This is a genomic window from Vogesella lacus (assembly GCF_979366295.1).
Window position 1 is genome coordinate 394,089 of sequence record NZ_CEETQT010000001.1, and the last position, 21,523, is coordinate 415,611.

The window sequence follows — 21,523 nt, forward strand, 5'->3', positions numbered from 1 at the left end:
CTTGAGTCCGGCTTGCATCTCATCGCAACCGGATCCGATCACGTCATGTGCACCTTTTTGGGTGTCTTTGCCGACGGTCAAAAAAAGTATAGAAAGGCGAACCTTTCAACAACCTTTCAATTTCGTCAGCACCCGGCATATTTCAGTGCTGCAAAGCACAATATTCGTGCCATTACCCACAATACGCCAAGCGTATTGCATATTAATACGATTGGAGGGTATGCTCGCCGCCTTTTCTTGATGAGCACGAGCAGGCGACACGCCCACAATGACAGAAGAAAACTTCGCCGCATTCATTCGCCGGCTAGAGCCGCTGGCACAGCAACAACCCCGCTGGTACCGGCTCAAAGTCGTACTGCTGGCCATGCTGGGCAATGCCTATATGCTGTTGATCATGCTGGCTGGTCTGCTGTTGCTAGCCGCAACGGTAGCGGCCCTGCCGGTACTCAAGATCTTTGGTTTCGTGCTGCTCGCCCTCTGCGGCAACCTGCTGTATCGCTTGCTGAAAGCGCTGTATATCCGCCCGGCACCGCCACAAGGCATCGCCTTGCAAGCACAAGAACACCCCAGGCTGTTCGCCCTGATTCGCCAGCTGCAGCAAACGCTGGGCATACCGACCTTTCATCAGGTGCTGCTGACCCCGGCCATGAACGCCGCCGTCGTCCAGCACCCCCGCCTGTGCGGCCTTGCCGGCTATCGCAACTATCTGCTGATCGGCATGCCGCTGCTGCAGACACTGGGCAAGGATGCATTCAAGGCCGTACTCGCCCACGAGTTCGGCCATCTGTCACGGGGTGACGGTCGTATCAGCAACTGGGTCTATCACCAGCGCAAACGCTGGGCGCAATGGCAAGAGGTGCTTCGCGAAAATGACAGCGGCAGCTGGCTGCTGCAGCCCTTTCTGGATCGCTATGCGCCGTATTTGCTTGCCTACTCCTTCCCGCTATCGCGACAGGATGAATACCTGGCCGATGCGATAGCAGCCAGACAAAGCTCGCCCCAGGCCATGGCTCGAGCTTTGTCCACGATTGATCTGGCTGCCTACTGGCTGGACAACCACTATTGGCCGAGCATCCACCAGCATGTCAGAACGCAGCTCAGCCCGGACTTCCACCCCTTCCGCGACCTGCCGGCAGCACTGCTGGCCAGGGATAGCACGGACGATGCCGCCATCCGGCAACAACTGACGGCGGTTGAAACCGGGCTGGACGATACCCATCCGTCCTTGGCCGACAGGTTGGCCGCATTAGACCAGTCTGCCGATTTCCGCTTTCCGGGCCCGCACGAGGCGGCGGCCATGCTGCTGGAACCGCGGCTGGACTCACTCCTGCAACAGCTGGACCGGCAATGGCAGCAAGACGTCGCGCCGGCCTGGCAAGATCAGCATGAACACATTCAACGCCGGCAACAGCGCCTCGCCTGGCTCCGGCAGGCAGACAGCGAAGGACGAGCGCTGGAGAGCGAGCAACTGCAAGAGTGGGCCGAGCTGTGCGAACAGCTGGAACAAGACGCTGCCAGCGCGCTGATCATCTGGCGGCGACTGCAGCGCGACTTCCCGCAACAGCAGCAATGGCAATACCACCTTGCCTTGCGCCTGCTGCATGATGAAAGCCAGGCAGCCGAAGGCATCAGTCTGCTGCAGGCGCTGCAGACCCATGGTCATGGCTGGCAGGCGATCTGCAGCGAAGCGCTGCGTGATTACTACTGGCATCAGGGCCGGGAAGACGAGGCTGACAACTGGCACGGCCAGTTTGTTTACTGGCAAGACGTGCTGGATAAGGCCCGTGCCGAGCGCGAGCACTTCATCTTTGGCGACCCTATCCACATCCCCACGGTAGAAGCGCCCCTGCTGGCCAGCCTCAGGCAGCAACTGCGCGACTACCCCGATCTGGCCGAGGCCTGGCTGGTCGCCAAGACGGTAGAACATCTGCCCGAACAGCCTTGCTATGTGCTGTGCCTGCGCCACAAACCACACCTGTTCTACTTCAATGAAAAAAGCCAGGCGCTGGCTGACCGCATCCGCCAAAACCTGCAAATCGGGCACGAAACCTTTGTCCTTGGCCTGCACGGCCCTTACGCTGCATTGCGCAAACGCCTGCAAGCGCTGCCGGCCATCAGGGTGATCTGAGCACCCGCGCCGCCAAAACAGCACGCCCCCGAAGTTTCCGGGGGCGTTGGCTGCTCAATGCCAGCACGACAACTAATGCAGGGTATTGCCTGCCTTGCCGCAGCACTGCTTGAACTTCTTGCCGCTGCCACACGGGCACAGCTCGTTGCGGCCAACCTTGGCTGCGGCCTGACGGACAGGCCGGACTGATGGCAAGGGCTGGCCATGCCGGTATGGCTCGAACAGCGCATGAATGACCGGCACAGTCATCATCATGGCGTGCAGTATTTCCTGATAATCCTGCTGGCTATAGTGCACGGCCTCGTCGCCCAGGTCTGATTCCGAATCGGCAGCCTGTACCAGCAAAAAGACTGGCGACAGCAACATCTCGAAATCATCCTCGGCAAAGCATTGCTCCCAGCCTGTTGACCACAGGCCCATGCCGGTCATATAGCCCAGCGCCCAGTCCGCGCCGTGAATGTCATCCGCGTGCGGCTCGTACAAGAAAGGCTCGAACGGCGTTTGCGACTCGATACAAAGCTGCAACTGCTCCAGTACATGGTTCCAGTGCCGCGTCAGCAGGCCCAGGGTTTCTTCCAGATGCGCTTTCGACTCGAAAACCCGCTCGCCAGACCAGATCACATCCAGATACTGGCTGGGCAGCACCAGATTCGGTGCCGAAACCAAAGCAGTAAAAAAGCCGTCCAGCATGGCCAGATTCATGCAGCTGTCGCCCGCCTTGACCATCAGCTCGTCAAGCCGCACCAGATCGGTCATCGCCTGCGCGGATGGCACATCACCGTCTGGCAAGGCCGTGACGCTGCCGAACCACTGGCGGCGAAGGTCGCGCCATTTTTCGCTGACTTGCGCCAGTACGCCGGCATCCACCCGTGCCACATCGCGCAGCCAGGCCTGGTGCCATGCTTCAGCCGGATAGAAATAGTCGCCACCCTTGATGCTGCGAATGCCACGGTTGATCTCGTCCTCGCAAAACACCTCGGCATCCTCATCCGGCGGGAAGCCGTTTTCCGCCACGATGCGCTTGAGCAGCGATACTGCATCATTGAGATGAGCCTGCACGCTGCGGCTGGTCTGCCCGGCAATCAGCTGCACATCAAGGTTGGCCGCATAGATCTGCAAGGCCGATGACAGCGCGACCTCGTCCAGCACGCCCAGGCTTTGCGCATACTGGCGCTGATGGCGCAGCAGTCTCGCCTGTACGGCCGCCTGCATGGCGGCCACATCCCCTTTGGGCAGCCCCCACAGGCATAGCGCAAAACGACTGCCGGTCTGCATCAGGATCAGCACACGCTTGCGCGCTATCGTTACCGCATGGCACTGCCAGGCAGCCGGTGTGGTATCGGCATGAACATCTGCCGCCGCCGGGACAAACGCGTCATACACCACCTGGCCGCGCCGGGTTGACAAGGCGTCAGTAGCGGCACTGGTGCAGAAGATCGTCAGCATGATGTGATTCATGGTTGGTAAACAAAGATGCCAAGCTTAGCAGAAGCCGCCGCTCGCAATGGACCAGCAAGACCACACCATCCTGCTTGTCCGAAAATGCAATCGGCCGCCTGTCCTTGCGGATTGGCGGCCGATTGGTGTGACATGTCTGTCCTGGGGCTTACACGCTCAGGTAAGACGACTGCTTGAGGCCACGGCAGAACTCGGCGAAATAGCTGGAACGCTCGGCCGTCGACAGGTTGGCCGCACGCATTTTCGCTTCGTAACAGTTGAGGATTTCTTCTGGCGACAGGTGTACATAGCGCAGCATGTCTTCGATGGTGTCGTGTTCCTCGACGCCTTCGTAAGTCACCACACCACCGTCACGCACATAGACGTTGACCGAGTCGGTATCGCCGAACAGATTGTGCATATCGCCCAGGATTTCCTGATACGCGCCAACCAGGAACACGGCAATCAGGTATTCCTCGCCCGGCTCGACCGCATGCACCGGCATGCTGGATTCGATCGACTGCTGGTCAACGTAGTGCTTGACCTTGCCGTCCGAATCGCAGGTCAGATCCTGCAGCACAGCGCGACGCGTTGGCTGCTCGTCCAGACGGTGGATAGGCATGATAGGCAGCACCTGATCAATCGCCCAGGTATCCGGCAGGCTCTGGAACACCGAGAAGTTGCAGAAGTACTTGTCGGCCAGACGCTCGTTCAGCTCGTCATACACCTGACGCTGCGAACGCTGGCTGGCAGTCAACTGCGACAGCAGGCGACGGCACAGCGCGGCGTGCAGCTGCTCGGCCATCGCTTTTTCTTTCAGGCTCAGGCGGCCTTCGGCATACATTTCCGACACTTCCGAGGCCAGATGGCTGGCGCGGTAGTAAGTCTCGGTGACCATCTCGGCATCGGTGAGATTCATCAGCTCGAACAGCTTGCGCACCGGCTTGGTCAGCGCGTGAATGTCGTCTACCTGTGGCACAGCGTCCGGCAGACGCTCGACGTCGGTGACATTCATCAGCAGCACGGCGTGATGTGCAGTCATCGCACGGCCGGATTCGGACAGGATGCGCGGATGCGGAATGCCGTTCTCGTCGCAGAATTCGTGCAGCATCGACACGATCACATGGGCGTATTCGTCCATGTCGTAGTTGATCGAGCTGGCATTGCGCGAGTGGGTACCGTCGTAATCCACGCCCAGACCACCGCCGACATCGACGTGGTCAACCGGCAGACCCAGCGAGCGCAGCTCGCCGAAGTAGCGGATCGCCTCGCGGAAACCGGCGCGGTAATCGCCGATGTTGGCAATCTGCGAACCCATGTGGAAGTGCATTAGGCGCACGAAGTCGCCATAGTTGGCCGCAACCAGCTTGTCGACTGCCGAAATCAGCTGCGAAGCCGACAGGCCGAACTTGCCCTTGTCGCCACCGGTGTCGGCCCATTTGCTGGAAGCCAGCGAAGACAGGCGCACACGCAGGCCGACATTGGCCTTCACGCCCAGCTTTTCGCTCTCTTCGATCAGGAGTTCGACTTCGGATTCTTTCTCGATTACCACGAACACTTCATGGCCCAGACGCTGACCGATCAGCGCCAGACGGATGAAGTCACGATCCTTGTAACCGTTGCAGACAATGGTGCAGCCTTTTGGCGCCAGTGCCAGCACGGCCATCAGCTCGGGCTTGGAGCCGGCTTCGAGGCCGATGGAGACATCCGGCGTGGCGATGATGCTCTTGACCACCGCCTCTTGCTGGTTGACCTTGATCGGGTAAATCGCGGTGTAACGGTTGCCATAGCCCTGGGCGGCAATCGCGTTATCAAATGCGCGGCACAGACGGGTAACGCGGTCTTGCAGGATGTCGGGGAAGCGCACCAAAAGCGGCATGTCGAGGCCCCGACCGGCCAGAGTATGCGCCAGCTCGTGCAGATTCACCTCGCGCTGGTATTTGGCGTTCGGGCGCACTTTGACAAAACCGTTTTCGCCGACATTAAAGTAGCCAGCGCCCCAATGCCGGATGCCGTAGAGGCTCCGGCTATCTGCCACAGTCCAAGCCATGAAAGGATTTCCTGGATAAAAAAGGGAAAAAAAGCTCCTTAGTGCGCGGCTTTCGGGCTAGAAAGCTTCATGTGGGCCTGGGATGTCGGAGCGCGCAATAAACGGCCTGGCGGCCGCAAAATGAGGGCGGATTTTAACAAGCTCTCACCAGCTGACAAGCAGAATTTTAGTGCGTGCAACTTCCTAAACAATAGCTGATTGCGTGATCACGATGCTAGCAGGCATTTTTTACAGATTTGCGGCATGAAAATACCCGTCACGACCAATCATGACGGGCGTATTTTTTGTTTGCTGTTTGTTTTTTTAAACAGTCAGTCAGCACAATGACAACACCTGCCATGGCTGACTCGGCCCGCCGTTACAGATAATCCTTCAGCCGATACCAGGCCATGCCCAACACCAGTGCCGGTGTGCGCAGCCATTCACCCCCCGGAAAGCGGCGGTGGCGCAGCTGCTCGAACAACGCCAGCCGGCTGTCGTCACCACCAATCGCCTCGGCAATCACCTTGCCGGCCAGGCCTGTCACTGCCACGCCATGGCCGGAGAAGCCTTGCGCGTAATAAACGTTGGCCGCCAGCCGGCCGAAATCCGGCGCACGGTTCATGGTGATATCGCAAAAGCCGCCCCAGGCGTAGTCGATGCGGGCATCGGCCAGCTGCGGAAACACCCTCAACATGTCGGCGCGCATGCTGCCCGCCAGATCGGCCGGCTCGCGGCCGGAATAGCTGACTTTGCCGCCAAACAGCAGGCGATGATCGGCCGACAAGCGGTAGTAATCGAGCACGAAATTGGTATCGCACACCGCCATATTGTTGGCAATCAGGCTACGTGCCCTCGCCTCGCCCAAAGGCTCGGTAGCAATCACATAAGTACCGACCGGCATGATGCGCGGTGTGAGCTGCGGAGCCAGTTTGCCGATATAGGCGTTGGCCGCCAGCACCAGCTGGCGACAGCGCACCCGCCCCTTGGCGGTATGCACGGTAATGTGCTCGCCATGCTCGAAACGCAGCACCGGGCTTTGTTCGCAGATACGCGCGCCCGCCGCACGCGCGGCGCGGGCCAGCCCCAGCAGATAATTGAGCGGGTGGATGTGCCCGGCCAGCGGATCGTACAGACCACCGTGATAGCGCTGGCTGGCCAGCTGCTGCTGCAGGCTGTCGCGCGACCACAGCTGGTAATGGTCATAGCCGTAACGCTCTGCGGCCAAGCCTTGCCACCGGGCAAGCTCGTCAAAATGCGCCGGCTTGCTGGCGGCGGTACAGTAACCGCGCGTCCAGTCGCAGGCGACATCGTGCTGCCGGACGCGGCGATCGATGATCTCAATGGCCTCGACCGACATCTCCCACAGCTGGCGAGCCAGTTTGTCGCCCAGCTGCTGGTGCAGGGTATCCATCTCGCAGGCATAGCCGGCAATCACCTGACCGCCATTGCGGCCGGAGGCACCAAAACCGATTTGCGAGCCTTCCAGCAAGATGACATCCCGCCCGGCCTCGGCCAGATTCAGCGCAGTCGACACTCCGGCCAGGCCGCCGCCGATCACGCAAACCTCGCACTCGGCCTCGCCTTGCAAGGCTGCCCCAGGCTCCCACGGGATAGCCGTGGCAGCGTACCAGGAAGGGGCATGAGCTTGATGGGCAAAGTTCAGCATGAGCGGGTTTCCTTGCTTGAGTGAGTACTACGAGCCGGGATTCGACATTCTCCAGGGACAAAAAAACGGCGGGACCAGCCCGCCGTTTCGTTTTGCGGCCAACCTTAATGGTGGCTGCTGTCGCGCATTGCCGCGGCAATGGCGCGCTCTTTCTTGCGCTGCGAACTCATCATCAGATAGTTGGCCACAATCACCAGCACGCCAACCACCAGCACGGTAATACTGCCCAGTGCATTGATTTCAGGGTTCAGACCGAGTCGGACACGCGAGAAGATCACCTGCGGCAAGGTGGTAGACCCCGGGCCGGACAGGAAGGCGGTCATCACCAGATCGTCCAGCGACAGCGTCACCGACAGCAAAAAGCCCGAGGCAATCGCCTGTGCCACCAGCGGCAAGGTGATCACGAAGAAGATCTTCAGCGGACGTGCACCGAGGTCCATCGCCGCATCTTCCAGCGACTTGTCGATTTCCAGCAGGCGCGAACGCACCACCACCGCCACGTACGCCATACACAGCGTGGTGTGGCCAACCCAGATGGTGAAGAAACCGCGTTCGGTCGGCACTCCGATCAGCTGTTGCATCGAGATGAACAGCAGCAACATCGACAGACCGGTAATCACTTCGGGCATCACCATCGGTGCCGTCATCATGCCGGCAAACATGGTGCTGCCACGGAAGCGCTTGAAGCGCGCCAGCACGAAGCCGGCCACCGTGCCGAGAATCACCGCCGCAATCGCACTGGCCAGCGCGATCCTGATCGACAGTTTCACCGCATCCATCAGCTGCTCGTCCTGGAACAGCGAGAAGTACCACTTGGTGGAGAAGCCGCCCCAGATCGTCACCAGCTTGGACTTGTTGAACGAGTACACCACCAGACTGACGATAGGGATGTACAGGAACAGCAAGCCCAGACCCAGCATGGTCTTCAGGAAAGGCGAGAGTTTGGCGTGATTAGTCATGACCCTTGCCCTCCAGCTCGCGGGTTTCGTAACGGTGCAGCATCGCAATCGGCACGATCAGCAACAGCAGCATCACGATCGCCACAGCAGATGCCATCGGCCAGTTGTTGTTGTCGAAGAACTCGTTCCACAAGATCTTGCCTATCATCAGCGTGTCGGTGCCACCCACCAGCTCGGGAATCACGAATTCGCCGACGGCCGGGATGAACACCATCATAGAGCCGGCAATGATGCCGTTCTTGGACAGCGGCAAGGTGATGGTAAAGAAGGACTTGATCGGCCCTGCCCCCAGATCACCTGCAGCCTCCAGCAGACGGCCGTCCATCTTCACCAGATGGGCGAACAGCGGCAGGATCATGAAGGGCAGATAGGCGTAGACCATCACCAGATACAGCGAGAAATTGGTGTGGAACATCTTGATCGGCTCGTCGATCAGCCCGATACCCAGCAGGAAATTATTGATCAGACCGTTGTCGTTGAGGATGCCCATCCACGCATAAACGCGCAGCAGGAAGGACGTCCAGAACGGCAGCATCACCAGCATCAGCAACACGTTGCGGCGCGCCGGATCGGTACGCGCAATCGCATACGCCATCGGATAGCCGATCAACAGACACATCACCGTGGTAAACAGCGCCGCCTTCACCGAAGACAGATAGGTGGCCGCATAAAAGCTGTCATTGAGGATGAAGTCGTAGTTGGCCAGATTCAGCGTGATGTGCAGCAGCCCCTCTTCCAGCTGCAAAAGCTGGGTGAACGGCGGCACGGCGAGTTCTTGCTCGGCGAAGCTGATCTTCAGCACGATGAAGAACGGCACCAGGAAGAACAGCAACAGCCAGCTGTACGGCAAGGCAATCACGGCGCGTTTGCCGAGCTTGCTCTGCCGCAGGAATTTGCTCAGATCCATCATGGCCTCCTTAGCGGGTCAGCACGACCGGCATGTCGGCACGCCAGCTGATGAAGACGCTGTCGCCCCAGGTCGGCGGCTCGATACCGGCTTCGTACCAGCGGTTGACCGGCACCATGGCCTTGATCACCTTGCCGCTGGCCACCTTGACGTGATAGATCGAATAGCTGCCCAGATAGGCAATCTCGGTCACCTCACCCTTGGCTACATTCGGGCCGGCTGCTTGCGCATCACGATCAACGCGAATGTCTTCCGGACGGATGCTGGCCCAGACCTGCATGCCTTTTGGTCCGGTAATGCCGTGATCGATATAAATGTGGCTTTCCAGCTCGTCAGAGCGGATCTCGACATGGCTAGGCTCGTCGATTACCACCTCACCGGTAAACAGATTGGTCTCGCCAATGAATTCGGCTGTAAAGCGACAGTTCGGGAAGTCGTAGATTTCGGCCGGCGTACCAACCTGCAGCAGTTCGCCCTCGCTCATGATGCCGATGCGGCTGGCCATGGTCATCGCCTCTTCCTGATCATGGGTCACCATGATGCAGGTCACGCCCACCTGTTCCAGCGTGTTTACCAGTTCCAGCTGGGTTTGCTGACGCAGTTTCTTGTCGAGTGCACCCAGCGGCTCGTCCAGCAGCAACAGTTTCGGTCGCTTGGCCAGGCTGCGCGCCAGTGCAACCCGCTGCTGCTGGCCACCGGACAGCTGGTAAGGCTTGCGGTTGGCGTATTTGCGCATCTGCACCAGATCCAGCATCTCGGCGACACGCGCCTCGATTTCACCCTTGGGCAGCTTGTCCTGCTTGAGACCGAAGGCAATATTGTCGGCCACGCTCATGTGCGGAAACAGTGCATAGCTCTGGAACATCATATTGATCGGACGCTCGTAAGGTGCCAGACCGGTAATGTCCTGACCATCCAGAATGATCTTGCCCGAGGTTGGCCGCTCCATGCCGGCCAGCATGCGCAGCAAGGTGGACTTGCCGCAGCCCGAGCTCCCCAGCAAGGCAAAGATCTCGTTACGGTGAATGTCCAGCGTCACATCGTTTACAGCAGTCGTATCGCCAAAGCGTTTGACGATATTGCTAATCGATAGATATGGTTTTTCGCCAGCAGACTGTTGCACTGCATCTACCATGATTGTTTCCTCTGCAGGACGCATGCGTCCTCTTGTGAATGGTCACTCGCAGCACCGAAATATGCTGCGGGCGTAATGGCGTTCAATATAAACCGACACCCTAGCTTGAGAGTGCCATGTAGGCAATATCCATTCCCGGCCATAAAACGGCGGGAATAGCGCCAGACAAGGCTTTTACACAATAATTCCCGCGCAAAACCAAGCGGAAATGGCAGATTCAAGAGCAGGCCGGACAAGGTGATATGGCAGGCCCATCCCCCGGATAACCATCGCCGGAAAACCACTCGCGGCGACAACGGCAAGAGCAGACTAGCCGATGTTTAATAAAATTGACAACGTTTAGCGATCCACCACGACAAACAGTGTGGCAAATCGGAAAAACCGCCCAAATACCGCCTTAAAAGCACAAGATCCGTACTGCAATGCAGCACGGCTCGCCTCAGACCTCGAAACAGCTCAGCTATCGTTTAATCATTCAAACACCCAGCAAAGCCGTCGCCATTCTGGGCAAAGGCGCGACGGCATCAACATGAATCACGCTACCCTGCTGTTTTTTGGCCATTTTTTTGGCTTGGGTTGCCGCAGAAGCCACTTCATAGTGCGAGGTATACGCCCCCGGCTCTACTTGCAGCACACCGATAGACAAGGTTGTCAGGGGGAAAAACTGCTGGCTGCCATCACGGCCGGCAACCTCGTAGCCCCCTGCCGCAACGTCCTTGCTGTCAAAACAGCACAGCGCCTCGCGACTGAACTGCTCGATAATCTTTTCTAAACGCGACATCCAGTTGTAACTTTGCAACAAAATTACAAAATCATCACCACCGATGTGGCCGACAAAATCCAGCGGCGCATCGACAGCATCCTGCAGCATGCGCCCGAGGGCGCGTATCAACTCATCCCCCGCCCCGTAGCCATAGTGATCATTGAATGGCTTGAAATGGTCGAGGTCGGCATACGCCACCACGAAGCGCTGGCGCTCATCCAGCAGCCGCTGGACTTCTTCACCTATCGGCACATTGCCCGGCAAGCCGGTCAGCGGGTTGGCATAACGTGCTGCGGCCAACTGCATGTCGCTGATCAGCCGCACCAGTTCATAACCGGTACCCATGCCCAGATATTGCCCGTCTTGCACCACGATGAAGCCGTCTACCAGATAGCGCTGCTCGGCAGCCACTACCTTGCCGGACAGGGTCTGGATATCCATATCATGCGGCACGATCAGCGGATGAATGTCAGCCAGCGCCATGCAGGACTTCTTGCCAAACAGCTCGTGACTGAATGGCCGCGCGAAGCTCTCCAGCACGTGGTGGCGTGTCAGCAAGCCAACCGGCCGCTGCTGGCTGATCACCGGAATAGCAAATCGTGACGGCGTGCCGGCAAACATCTGGTAAGCCTGCTCGCAGCTGCAATCTACCGTCAGGTATGCCACCTCCTGAAGCAAATCGTGTACCACCGGCTTGCGACGCACCGTGACTTCGCTGGTTTTGGATTGCGGCAAGGGATAAAACTCGGTCAGCGCCGGCTTGTCCTTCGGACGGGCAATCAGATAACCCTGCCCCATCGCCACGCCAAGCTGGCGCAAGACATGCAACTCCTCAGCCTGCTCGATACCCTCGGCAATCAGCACCGCGCCGGATGCGCGCGCCATATCCACCAGCGAGCGTACAAACTGCGACTTCAGCGGGTCAGCGTGAATCCCCTGCACGAAATACTTGTCGAGCTTCACCACATCGGGCCGCAACTCCGACCACAAGCGCAGATTGGAAAATCCCTCGCCCAGATCATCCAGCGCCAGGCGCAAACCGGCGGTACGCAGGCGATCAGCCACCAGCCGCAAGGCCGGATAGCCGCCTTGCGGCCGTGTTTCGGTCAGTTCGAGCACCACGCGGCTACCGGCAATGCCATTGACTGCCAGCATGTGCTGCAGCATTTCGACCGACACATCCTCGTTGAGCAAGGTATCGGGCAGCACATTGACAAACAGCACACCGGGCAAACGCTGCTCGGCAAACTCGCGAAAAATGGCGGCCATGCAAACCTGGTCAAGACATCCGGACAGACCGGCCATCGCCGCCTGCTCGAACAACATCACCGGCGAGTGGAAGACCGAATCAGCCGGGCCGCGAATCAGCGCCTCGAAACCGTAGAGCTGGCCATCCTGCAAACGGATGATGGGCTGGAACAATACCTGCACCTCTCCGCCACGCATGATCTGCAACAGCTGCTTTTCACCACCCGCCATGAAACCTGCCCTCCGCAAAAATCTGTCTGGCACGGTGAACACACCCTGCCTCCCTGCGCGCACCTTAGCAGTCAATTATGACAATCTGGTTGTCTGTAACCTTTTCGCACTGGCGCCGTGCACCACTCTGGGCCAGACTGAAAGCAAATTCTCAGGGAGCGCCACCATGCCCTTCTTCAGCCAGCAGCAAAGACAGATCTATTACGAGACCAGCGGCAAAGGCAGCGCACCGCTGATGCTGTTCAACGGTCTCACCATGAGCACCGCTGCCTGGACTTTGCTGATGCCGCAGCTGGAAAGCCAGTTCCATGTCATCCGGCTGGATTTTCAGGGGCAGGGCCTGAGTGACAAGAGCCCGCAAGACGCCTATGCGCTGTCAGCACAAGCCAATGATGCGGCCGCCCTGCTGGATCATCTGGGCATAGACCGCTGCTATCTGGCCGGCCTTTCCTACGGCGGCATGGTGGCGCTGCACTTTGCCCGCCGGCACGGATCGCGCCTGCAAAGGTTGCTGCTGGCCTCGACGCTGGCCTGGTCGGATGCGGCCAACGTTTATATCGCCCAGAGCTGGGATACTGCCGACAAGGTTGGCGGAGCAGATCTGCGATTTGATGTCAGCCTGCCATGGCTGTTTTCCAGCCGTTTCTTTGCCGCCCAGGCAGCTATGCTGCCCGATCTGCGCCGTATTGCCGCCACGGTAGACTGGCCCGCCACCCAGCGCATTCTGGCCGGCGTACGCAATCACGACGCGCGCAGCTGGCTGAGCGATATCCACGTTCCGACCCATGTGCTGGTTGGCGATGAAGACCGGCTGACACCGCCATATCAGGCCAGATTGCTGCAGCAGGGCATTCCGGGCGCCACGCTGGAGCTGCTGCCCGGTGCCGGCCATGCCATCCACCTCGAAGCCACAGAAGCGTTTGCCCGTGCCATCCTGCGCTTTGGCCAGCCGGATCCGGCCTGATTTATTGCATCGATGCGCCGGCAAGATACAGCCAGGTGACAGCCTGATTGGCGGGCAGCCAGCTTTTCCACACAATGGCCTAAACACAGCACATGGAAAATGCATGAACAACGTCACCGCCAGCCAGCACTTTCTGACCGCCACTCTTGACGGCCTGAGCTTCACGCCACCGCAAGTCCATCCGAACATCGAATACCGGCAAATCGCCGCCGGCGTGCTGCAAATCCAGCCCGCTGATACAGATGGCGATACGCTGCCGCATATCCTGTTGTCGGCCGGCATTCACGGCAACGAAACCGCCCCGATCGAGATTCTGGATCAGATCATCAGCGACATCTTCTCGGGAGTGTTGCCGCTGCAGGCGCGGGTGCTGGTGATGTTTGGCAATATTGATGCAATGCGCATCGGTAAGCGTTTCTGTGACTACGACATGAATCGCCTGTTCAACGGCAGCCACCAGCAACAGGCTGGCAGCCGTGAAGCCGCGCGCGCTGCCGAGCTGGAACAGTTGGCCGCAAACTTCTTTGCCCAGGCCGGCAAGATGGCACTGCGCCTGCACCATGACCTGCACACCGCCATCCGCGGTTCGGTTTTCGAGCAGTTTGCCATCTACCCTTACCCTGACGAGCGCCCGCACGACCGGCAGCAGCTGGGCTGGCTGGCCGATGCCGGCATCGCCACCGTCTTGCTGCACAGCAAACCAGCCGCGACATTCAGCTATTACACCAGCCACCACTGCCAGGCTCATGCTTTCACGCTGGAGCTGGGCAAGGCCAGACCGTTCGGCCAGAACGAGCTGGCGCGCTTCGAGTCGATCAATCAGGCCTTGCGCCAGCTGCTGCAGCATGGCTTGCGCAGCGATATCCATTGGCAACCGGCCCGCAGCCAACTGTTCCGCGCCAAATACGATCTGGTGCGCAGTAGCGAAGACTTCCGCCTGCATCTGGCCGACGACGTCGAGAATTTCACCCGACTCCCGGATGGCATGATTCTGGCTGAGGATGGCGATAAACAGATATTCGCCGAAGGCGGGGATGAACGCATCCTGTTCCCCAACCCCAAGGTTGGTCTTGGCCTGCGTGCCGGCATCGTAATCGAACCATGCCAACTGGAAAACGAGTTACCCACAGCAAAACAGGGAAAAAGCTGTGGGTAAGCTGTTGAAAAACTGAAAATCCGTTACGGCGTCAGCAGCTTGCTGACGCCGTTCATTTTTACGGCAAAGCCACTACCTGCAAAACTACGCCACCCTCCGTCATTGCAGTGGGATAAAAAATATCTCTTACCCTGCAAGTTGCCATTATTTCCCGGCAAGACCCCGATCAGAAAAATCAAGCACCCCGACAGGAGTGCAAAAGCGGTATCAACCCAACCCCGGATTGGCTGCCCGTCCAAGCAGCACACATATAGAACAAGCAGCAAATCAGCGCACACTCACGCTTTCATAAGCTCTCACCCATGCCAGGTAGTCCTGCAAAGGCATAGGCTTGGCGTACCAGTAGCCTTGGGCAAAGTCGCAGCCCAACTCCCTGAGTTTATTGGCGATCTGCTCGGTCTCCACCCCCTCGGCCACTACGGTGAAGCCCATCGAATGTGCAAGCTCGACTGTCGAACGCACAATCGTGGCATCTGCCTCGCTGTCACATATCCCGTTGACGAAGGTGCGGTCTATCTTGAGCTCGGATACAGGCAGCTGCTTGATATAAGCCAACGATGAATAACCGGTGCCATAATCATCAATCGCCAGCGCCAGCCCCAACTCACGCAAATGGAACAACGTATCCATCGCCCGATTAGGATCTTCCATTACGCCGCTCTCGGTAATTTCAAGGCAGACCAGCTCCGCCGGCAAGCCTGCCTCACGCATACAATGCGATACATACTCAGGCAAGGATGCATCCAGCAGATCACGCGTTGCCAGATTGAAGGAAACTCTTGTCGGCATACCGGCATCACGCAGCAGCGCCGCTTCTTTGCAGCCCTGAGCCAGCACCCAGCGGGTCAGCTCGCGGATAAAACCGGTTTGCTCGGCATAGGGGATAAAGTCGAAAGGCGGAACAAAACCACGCAAGGGATGCTGCCAGCGCAGCAGCGCCTCGGCCTCGCACGCTCCATGCCCGGACAGGGGCACCTTGGGCTGCAGATACAGCATCAGCTGCCCCTCCTCTACCGCCAGTCGCAAATCACCCAGCAGCGAGAGATGCTCTTCGCGGAATTGCCGCTTGGCCGCATCATAGGTGGCCACCGTGCTCTTGTTGCGCTTGGCCGCATACATTGCTTCATCGGCACAGCGCAGCAGATCCATTGCCGAAATCGCGTGCTCGGGGTATGAGGCCAGCCCCAGACTTGCCCTGACATCGACACTGCGCTCGCCGACTTCCATCTGTTGCTCGAACACAGCCTGCACCGCATCCAGCATATCCTGGCAAGCATGTCTCCCGTGCGGCAGCGACAGGGCGAACTCATCACCTCCGAGGCGCGCCACCACTGCACCATGCTCGAACGCCAGTCGCTGCAAGGATTGCGCCACACGCCGAATGACAAGGTCGCCGGTATCGTGCCCCAGCGTGTCATTCAACAACTGGAAGCGGTCGATATCCAGCACCACAATGGTCAGCTCATCGAGTTCGGAGAACATCTGCAGCTCTAGCTCGCGCACAAAACCGGCACGATTGACGAGACCGGTCAGGGTATCGCGAAAAGCCAGCGCCAGAATTTCCTGCTCACGCGTGAAAATGGCACTTTGCATATGGGAAAGTGCATCGGCCAGCTGCCCAAGCTCCCGGGTTTCGGGCAGTGGTATGGCTTCACGGTAATTACCATCACGAATACGGGTTGCCGCCGCCACCAGCAAAGACAGTGGGCTACTGATCAGTCTTGCCAGCAATGCACTACCAATCACCGCCAGCAGCAGCGACACCAGTGCCAGAATCAGCATGAACTGCTGCAGACGATAAAACGGGGTCAGGATTTCGCCCAACGGTTTTTGCAACAGGGCAAACAAGGGCTGCCCGCCCCCGGCATTCAGCGGCATCAAGCGCGACTGATACACCCGGCCATCCACCATTACCGTTTGCGGCGTATCAGGATAAGCCAGCATCCCGAGCTGGCCGACCAGCTCGGCACTGGCCATGGTAGAGCCGATTGAACGCCAGCCCTCACCCTTGGCCACAAAAGACACCTCGAGGCCAGACAATGACTTCAGTTCGGCAGCCTGATCATTATCCAGCTGCAAACCCATGGTGACCCAACCTATGGTCAACGGCGCTTTTACTGGCACCAACACCAAGGCATAAGCGCGGCTGCCAACCAGCTCGACCCCTTGGGCAAATCCCTCGACCTGCGCTTTCTTCAGCAGCGACGCAAAGGGATATCCTCCCGCGCCCCAACCATCCTGCATGTTGGCCGCAAGCACATGCCCTTCGGTATTACTCATTACCACCAATTCGGCATTGATACGATTACCCTGATTCTGCAGCGCAGAAAGAATGGTCGCCCTGTCACCGCTAGCCAACGCTGCCCGAAAGCCGAAGTCCGCTGCCAACACACGCGCCGACTGCAATAGCTGGCGCTGATTAAGCTCCAGCAGCCGGTGAAAGACCCGCTCGCCACTCTCCAGCTCATGGCTTGCCTGCTGCGTGAATATCCGTTCGTTGGCCGTAGTAGTCAGATAGAAGAAAGCGCCCAGCACCAATGCCAGCAACAGAGAGAAAAACAGTGCCATCCGGCCACGCAAGGAGCGTATCGGCAACGCCATCAGTAGTCCTCCGGAGGTGCAGCCATTGCCTGCGGGGCAATAGCCAGATCAATTACGACTTTTCTGGCCAGCGGAAAGCTGACCTTGCGCTCCCACTCGCGCTGCATGCCGGGGTACCAGGCACGCAGCACATACTCTCCTGGCGGCACACCGGCCAGTACCAGCTCGCCTGCCGCATCAGTCTTGCCAAACCAAGGCGAATCAACCACTTTCACATAGGCCAGCATCCAGTCATGAATATTGCAGCCCAGCACCACAAGCCCCGGCTTGTCGAAAACTACCGGGCTTGTCGGTGTGCCGCTATACAGCCTGATGTCGAAAGTCTTGGCCGGCGAAAAGGAATAGACGTGATGACGAACCGTATCCTGATTCGGAAAGCTGACAGAGGCCCCCACCCTCACCACGCTGACTGTCGGCATGAATTGCTTGTCTTTCTGCGCAATCTGCCCCGTCAGCGGCGACTTGATACGTGAACCCGGGCTGTCGATATACACCACTGCATCCGCCAATGCACGGCCAGACTGGTCATGCACGACGATACGTTCGGCAGCCATGACCGGGGTAAGACAGCAACAAACCGCAAGCAGCACAATCCAGCGCATAAGCCCTCCTGCCCGATCCGCATCAGCGCGTGACTTTCCATCGGTATAGCAAATTGCTGCCATGCCAGCTTGCAGATTCTGCCGACGGCCGTGCAACACCGCACCTCGGCTCGGCCAGACACCTAGCAAATTCCGTGCGGCCAACCTGGTCACAAGCTTGGCCGCACGGCAAAAAAATCAAAGCAACTACAACCGCCTCGCTAGCAGACAGGCTGCCCCAGCAATACACAAAAACCATCATTGGACAGTAATGGCAAATCCATTCGCGCTTCCAACGAAGCTCAACAGCACTGCAAAAGCAAAAGCCACAAGGCAGAACGTCTGGACGTTTTGTCTTGTGGCTTTTTACTCGTTAGCCTGCGCTAGCAGTGCATCACATCAGGATGCAAGCGGCTCCGGCTCTTTCAGCATCAGCGCCATCAGTTCGGCAATACGCTTCTTGAGTTCGCGGCGATCGACAATCATGTCGAGTGCGCCTTTCTCGATCAGGAACTCCGAGCGCTGGAAGCCTTCCGGCAGGGTTTCGCGCACGGTTTGTTCGATCACGCGCGGGCCGGCAAAGCCGATCAGGGCACCAGGCTCACCGATAACCACGTCACCCAGGAAGGCGAACGAAGCCGAGACGCCACCCATGGTCGGATCGGTCAGTACCGAGACGAACGGCAGCTGGTGGTCTGTCAGCAATTGCAGCGCAGCCGAGGTCTTGGCCATCTGCATCAGCGAGTTCAGGCCTTCCTGCATGCGCGCGCCACCCGAGGCTGCCACACAGATGAACGGGCAACGCGCTTCGACTGCTGCCTGCACACCCCGAACAAAACGCTCGCCCACCACCGAACCCATCGAGCCGCCGATGAAGCGGAACTCGAATGCGGCGATGACAACAGGCATGCCGTGCATGCTGCCTTGCATCACCACCAGCGCATCATCCTCGCCAGTGGACTCGATAGCCGCCGCCAGACGATCCGGATACTTCTTGTTGTCCTTGAACTTCAGGATGTCGATGGGCTTGACCTCGGCGCCGATCTCGCGACGGCCTTCGGCATCCAGCAGGACATCCAGACGCTCGCGCGCGGACAGCGGGTGATGGTGGTCACACTTGGGGCAGACCTGCAGATTGTTCTGCAAATCGGTATGGTAGAGTACGGCTTCGCAAGCGGGGCACTTGCTCCACAAGCCTTCAGGTACCGCCGACGCCTTGCTCGCACGCGGTTCGCGCTTGATCTTAGGCGGCAGGAGTTTGTTCAACCAGCTCATGCTGACTCCTTGAAACATGACAATGCGGCCAACGTTGCCGGTTGGCCGCAAGTTCTGGCACGGGTGTCCAGATAATCTTAACGGGTGGCTGCCTTCAGACTGGCCACCAGACGGGTGAGCTGCTCTTTGGCAGTAGCAGGCGTTGCTGCCTCGATCTCCTGCACCAGACGGCTACCCACCACCACGGCGTCTGCCGTAACGGCAATCGCGCGGGCAGTTTCGGCATCGCGGATACCGAAGCCGACACCGATAGGCACGGAGATATGTTCTCTAAGGGCGGCAATTTTACGCGCTACGTCGGCAATGTCCAGATTTCCGGCACCTGTCACGCCTTTTAATGATACATAGTAGACATAACCACGTGCCTGACGGGCGATTTCTGCTACCCGTTCGGCCGGTGTGGTCGGGGCGATCAGGAAAACCGGATCAAGCTTGGCAGCCACCAACGCTGCGCTCAGCTCCTCCGCCTCTTCTGGCGGACAGTCAACCGTCAACACGCCATCCACACCAGCCTCTGCCGCCAGAGCGGCAAACTGCTGGTAACCCAGCACATGCACCGGATTCAAATAGCCCATCAGCACCACAGGCGTGGTCTGGTTGGTTTCACGGAAAGCCTTCACCATGGCCAGCACGTCCCGCAGGCCAACCTTGTGCACCAGTGCACGCTCGCTGGCGCGCTGGATGACGGGGCCATCAGCCATCGGGTCGGAGAACGGAATACCCAGCTCGATAATGTCGGCACCGCCATCAACCAGACCGTGCATCAGCTCCAGTGTCAGGTTCGGGTGCGGGTCACCCGCAGTGATAAACGGGATCAGTGCCTTTTCGCCTGCAGCCTGCAGGCGGGCAAATGTTGCAGCAATACGGCTCATACGGCAGCGTCCTTGCAGGGATGGTTCAACACGGTTTCGAAATGTTCGACCACCGGGAACGGATCATAGAAATGATGGAGCAGTGCTTTCCACTCTTGATATTGCGGCGACTGGCGAAATCCCACCGTGTGAGCATCCAGCGACTGCCACTGCACCAAGAGCAGATAGCGGCCAGTCACTTCGAGGCAGCGCTGCAGGCTATGCCCGGCATAGCCCGGCGTTTGCGCAATCAAGGGCGAGGCTGTGCGAAAAGCTGCTTCGAAAGCAGCTTCTTCGCCAGTCTTCACCTGCAGATAAGCCGCCTCGAGAATGGGGGCGCTTATCACAGCGTGATACCCATCAGGCCGGCAACAGTGTTGATATCCTTGTCACCACGACCGGACAGCGTCACCAGAATGGCTTTGTCCTTGCCCATGGTTGGTGCCAGCTTGACGGCCTGTGCCAGCGCATGACTGGACTCCAGTGCCGGGATGATACCTTCCAGGCGGCAGCAATCATGGAATGCGGCCAACGCTTCGTCATCGGTTACGGCAAGATACTCGGCGCGACCGCTGTCCTTCAGCCAGGAATGCTCGGGGCCAACGCCAGGATAGTCGAGGCCGGCAGAAATCGAGTGGGTCTCGACAATCTGGCCATTGTCATCTTGCATCAGATAGCTGCGCGAACCGTGCAGCACACCAACCGGCGCGTTGGATGCCAGCGGCGCGGCGTGACGGCCGGTTTCCAGACCGTCACCGGCCGGCTCGACACCCACCAGGCGCACATTCGGCACATCAATATACGGGTAGAAGGTACCGATCGCATTCGAGCCACCACCCACACAAGCCATCACCACATCCGGCTGACGACCGATGATCTCAGGCATCTGCACTTTGGCTTCGTCACCGATCACCGAGACAAAGTCACGCACCAGCATCGGGTAAGGATGCGGACCGGCGGCGGTGCCGAGGATGTAGAAAGTGTGATCGATATTGGTTACCCAGTCCCGCATCGCTTCGTTCAGCGCATCTTTCAGGGTTTTGGAACCGCTCTCGACCGGCACGACCGTCGCGCCCAACAGCTTCATGCGGAATACATTCGGTGCCTGACGCTTGATGTCTTCCGCGCCCATATACACCACGCACTCCATGCCGTAGCGGGCAGCGACCGTTGCTGTTGCCACACCATGCTGGCCGGCACCGGTCTCGGCAATCACGCGCTTCTTGCCCATGCGGCGTGCCAGCAAGGCCTGGCCGATGGCATTGTTGATCTTGTGCGCACCAGTATGATTGAGGTCTTCGCGCTTCAGGTAAACCTGCGCGCCACCCAGCAGTTCGGACCAGCGCTTGGCGTGGTAGATCGGGCTCGGGCGACCGACAAAATGTTTGAGTTCGTAATGAAATTCTTGCCAGAAAGCCGGGTCAGCCTTGGCACGGGCATACTCGGCTTTCAGCTCGTCCAATGCTGCCATCAATGTTTCTGCGACATAGACACCGCCGTACGGGCCAAAGCGGCCGCGTTCATCCGGAAAGTCGTAACTGCCCATGTATTGCTCCTTGATGGATCGATTCGGTTTAGGTAATGCTTGA

16 protein-coding genes are annotated in these 21,523 nt (G+C 58.8%); 3 read left to right on the forward strand and 13 right to left on the reverse strand.

The genetic code is table 11. From position 1 onward, the window contains the following. Window positions 1-268 precede the first annotated feature (268 nt). Window positions 269-2,128: a M48 family metalloprotease gene (locus tag ACZ9W6_RS01825; RefSeq protein WP_465189347.1), complete on the forward strand. Its 1,860-nt coding sequence runs from the start codon at window positions 269-271 to the stop codon at window positions 2,126-2,128. A gap of 72 nt (window positions 2,129-2,200) precedes the next feature. Here ACZ9W6_RS01825 and ACZ9W6_RS01830 read toward each other — a convergent pair whose 3' ends face one another. The 7 genes from ACZ9W6_RS01830 to ACZ9W6_RS01860 all read right to left on the reverse strand — a co-directional run bounded on the left by ACZ9W6_RS01830 (window position 2,201) and on the right by ACZ9W6_RS01860 (window position 12,506). Next, window positions 2,201-3,574 (reverse strand): UPF0149 family protein, encoded by a 1,374-nt coding sequence (locus ACZ9W6_RS01830; protein ID WP_465189348.1) that lies wholly within the window; start codon window positions 3,572-3,574, stop codon window positions 2,201-2,203. Window positions 3,575-3,734: 160 nt separating this feature from the next. Then, window positions 3,735-5,615, reverse strand: a complete 1,881-nt coding sequence (speA, locus tag ACZ9W6_RS01835) for an arginine decarboxylase (RefSeq protein WP_465189349.1) — start codon at window positions 5,613-5,615, stop codon at window positions 3,735-3,737. Between the two features lie 358 nt (window positions 5,616-5,973). Next, on the reverse strand, window positions 5,974-7,263 hold the full coding sequence (locus tag ACZ9W6_RS01840; protein WP_465189351.1) for an NAD(P)/FAD-dependent oxidoreductase: 1,290 nt from the start codon (window positions 7,261-7,263) through the stop codon (window positions 5,974-5,976). A gap of 104 nt (window positions 7,264-7,367) precedes the next feature. Further along, window positions 7,368-8,222 carry an ABC transporter permease subunit gene (locus ACZ9W6_RS01845; protein ID WP_465189352.1) on the reverse strand — a complete coding sequence of 285 codons (855 nt, stop codon included), beginning with the start codon at window positions 8,220-8,222 and terminating at the stop codon, window positions 7,368-7,370. Next, complete coding sequence (locus ACZ9W6_RS01850; RefSeq protein WP_465189353.1) at window positions 8,215-9,129, reverse strand: ABC transporter permease subunit; 915 nt, start codon at window positions 9,127-9,129, stop codon at window positions 8,215-8,217. The genes ACZ9W6_RS01845 and ACZ9W6_RS01850 overlap by 8 nt, the downstream gene beginning before the upstream one ends. A gap of 10 nt (window positions 9,130-9,139) precedes the next feature. Then, window positions 9,140-10,264, reverse strand: coding sequence for an ABC transporter ATP-binding protein (locus ACZ9W6_RS01855; protein ID WP_465189354.1), 1,125 nt, complete (start codon window positions 10,262-10,264; stop codon window positions 9,140-9,142). 475 nt (window positions 10,265-10,739) lie between these two features. Further along, window positions 10,740-12,506, reverse strand: coding sequence for a GGDEF domain-containing protein (locus tag ACZ9W6_RS01860; protein ID WP_465189355.1), 1,767 nt, complete (start codon window positions 12,504-12,506; stop codon window positions 10,740-10,742). Window positions 12,507-12,672: 166 nt separating this feature from the next. On the opposite strand from ACZ9W6_RS01860, the gene ACZ9W6_RS01865 reads away from it, so the two are divergent. Both ACZ9W6_RS01865 and astE read left to right on the forward strand, forming a co-directional pair. Continuing rightward, window positions 12,673-13,470, forward strand: coding sequence for an alpha/beta fold hydrolase (locus ACZ9W6_RS01865; protein WP_465189356.1), 798 nt, complete (start codon window positions 12,673-12,675; stop codon window positions 13,468-13,470). 103 nt (window positions 13,471-13,573) lie between these two features. Continuing rightward, the gene (astE, locus tag ACZ9W6_RS01870; RefSeq protein ID WP_465189357.1) at window positions 13,574-14,626 is read left to right on the forward strand and encodes a succinylglutamate desuccinylase; all 1,053 of its coding nucleotides are present in this window, start codon (window positions 13,574-13,576) and stop codon (window positions 14,624-14,626) included. A gap of 267 nt (window positions 14,627-14,893) precedes the next feature. On the opposite strand, the gene ACZ9W6_RS01875 is transcribed toward astE, so the two are convergent. From ACZ9W6_RS01875 to trpB, 6 genes are all read right to left on the reverse strand, one after another. After that, window positions 14,894-17,227, reverse strand: coding sequence for a putative bifunctional diguanylate cyclase/phosphodiesterase (locus ACZ9W6_RS01875; protein WP_465189358.1), 2,334 nt, complete (start codon window positions 17,225-17,227; stop codon window positions 14,894-14,896). Next, complete coding sequence (locus ACZ9W6_RS01880) at window positions 17,227-17,829, reverse strand: hypothetical protein (RefSeq protein ID WP_465189359.1); 603 nt, start codon at window positions 17,827-17,829, stop codon at window positions 17,227-17,229. Before ACZ9W6_RS01880 ends, ACZ9W6_RS01875 begins: the two co-directional genes overlap by 1 nt. 378 nt (window positions 17,830-18,207) lie before the next feature. Then, the gene (accD, locus tag ACZ9W6_RS01885; protein WP_465189360.1) at window positions 18,208-19,083 is read right to left on the reverse strand and encodes an acetyl-CoA carboxylase, carboxyltransferase subunit beta; all 876 of its coding nucleotides are present in this window, start codon (window positions 19,081-19,083) and stop codon (window positions 18,208-18,210) included. 77 nt (window positions 19,084-19,160) lie between these two features. Next, complete coding sequence (gene trpA / locus ACZ9W6_RS01890) at window positions 19,161-19,955, reverse strand: tryptophan synthase subunit alpha (protein WP_465189361.1); 795 nt, start codon at window positions 19,953-19,955, stop codon at window positions 19,161-19,163. Next, window positions 19,952-20,281, reverse strand: coding sequence for an antibiotic biosynthesis monooxygenase family protein (locus ACZ9W6_RS01895; protein WP_465189362.1), 330 nt, complete (start codon window positions 20,279-20,281; stop codon window positions 19,952-19,954). The genes trpA and ACZ9W6_RS01895 overlap by 4 nt, the downstream gene beginning before the upstream one ends. Then, window positions 20,278-21,480, reverse strand: coding sequence for a tryptophan synthase subunit beta (gene trpB / locus ACZ9W6_RS01900; protein WP_465189363.1), 1,203 nt, complete (start codon window positions 21,478-21,480; stop codon window positions 20,278-20,280). The genes ACZ9W6_RS01895 and trpB overlap by 4 nt, the downstream gene beginning before the upstream one ends. Window positions 21,481-21,523 lie beyond the last annotated feature (43 nt).